The sequence below is a fragment of the Kocuria dechangensis genome, from assembly GCF_014636775.1.
GTDB lineage: Bacteria > Actinomycetota > Actinomycetes > Actinomycetales > Micrococcaceae > Kocuria > Kocuria dechangensis.
In genome coordinates, this window is record NZ_BMEQ01000075.1 from 1 (window position 1) to 1100 (window position 1100).

Annotated in this window: 1 protein-coding gene; it reads right to left on the minus strand. The window is 71.9% G+C overall.

Annotation, left to right across the window (positions count from 1 at the left end; translation table 11 throughout):
• Positions 1-79: 79 nt before the first annotated feature.
• A partial coding sequence (locus IEW07_RS20700) for an AraC family transcriptional regulator (protein ID WP_229742032.1) occupies positions 80-1100 on the minus strand: 1021 nt, incomplete at its 5' end.

Below are 1100 nucleotides of genomic sequence, written 5' to 3' on the forward strand. Positions count from 1 at the left end.
GTCTCCAGGCTAGCCAGCAGCACCGGCCCCGCCCAGACCCTGGCCGCCGGTGACACCGGTGCTCGTGTCCGGGGACGGATCAGCTGCGCAGGGTGGTGGCCGGGGACTGCCCGTAGCGGGTCCGGTAGGCGGCGGCGAACCGGCCGCGGTGGGTGAAACCCCATCGGGCGGCGATGCCTTCCACGCTCACCCCCACCGCGGGTTCACCGGCCAGCAGGTCCCGGTGGGCGCCCTCCAACCGGGCCGCACGCAGGTAGGCGGTGGGGGTGGTGTCCTTCTGGCGGCGGAAGGCCGCCTGCAGACCCCGCGGGCTCATCCTCGCGGCCGCGGCGATCTCGGCCACCCCGATGTCCTGCCCTATGTGCTCGTCAATGAAGGCAACCGCCCGGCGCACCCCGGCCGAGCCCGCACCGGACTGTCCGACACCTGCGGGGCGGTCCAGGAATGTGCTGGGGAAGGTGTGCAGCAGGGCGGTGGCCAGCGACCGGGCGATCTCGGACTGGATGAGCGGGTTGCTCATCACCTGCTCGTGGGGCAGCAGGTCACGATGGATGTGACCCAGGGTCCCGGCCCAGTACCGGGCCATGGCCGCACTCACCGGGCGGATCCCGGTGAACCGCAACCGGAACCCCTGATCGTCGGCCAGGTCCCGGGCCAGCTGCTGGACCCGCGCCGGGTCCAGGGTCACGGTGAGCGCCTCGAGGTTCTCCCACCAGCTGGTGAAGTCCCGCTGGGGGAACAGGAACGGGCCGGTGCGGGGAAAACGGTCCCCATCACTGGTGGCCGCCAGCACGCCCTGGGTCACGTGGCAGACCCGCAGCACCCCGGCGCCCTCCGTCCTGCCGGTGGTGGAGGAGCCCCACCAACGGAACCGTTCGTGGGTCACCGGCCCCGTACTGGCCGCGGACAGGGCCATGGAGAAGGGCCCCTGGTGGGCCCGGCGCACTCCGCCGATCGCGAAGACCTCCTCCAGCACGGCCAGGGCCTCGACCGGGTTCTGGGTGGCGAACACCGACCGGTGCACGGGGTCGTTCATGGTTGCTCCTATGTCAAGCAGCTGCTGGTAGGCGGGGTGGGTGTTCGAGGTGCGGGATGGTCCT